This is a genomic window from Zoogloea sp. LCSB751, assembly GCF_002028455.1.
In the GTDB taxonomy this organism is placed as follows: domain Bacteria; phylum Pseudomonadota; class Gammaproteobacteria; order Burkholderiales; family Rhodocyclaceae; genus Zoogloea.
Window position 1 is genome coordinate 1 of sequence record NZ_MWUM01000456.1, and the last position, 248, is coordinate 248.

At 35.5% G+C, this 248-nt stretch carries 1 protein-coding gene; it reads right to left on the minus strand.

Annotated elements, in window-relative coordinates; genetic code table 11:
* A partial coding sequence (locus B4920_RS29685; protein ID WP_216820111.1) for a hypothetical protein occupies positions 1–248 on the minus strand: 248 nt, incomplete at both ends.

Here is a 248-nt window from a genome sequence, read left to right on the forward strand (position 1 = left end):
TCTTGGATTGAAATCAGCATGAAACTCTTTATCTCGATGTAGCAACAAGGCCTCTGAAACCCTTACTTTTTGTCCTTTATCCACATATGGCCATTTCGGAAATTTTTTTGTGAATCTTTCGTACTCAAATTTTCCAAGTGCTTGATATGTAATAACACCACCATTTTCAACTAACAGCTGCTTTAACCATTTGGTATTTTTTGGAGAGAAACTTTTTAGGTTTAAATCTAATGCGGCATTGAGCTGCT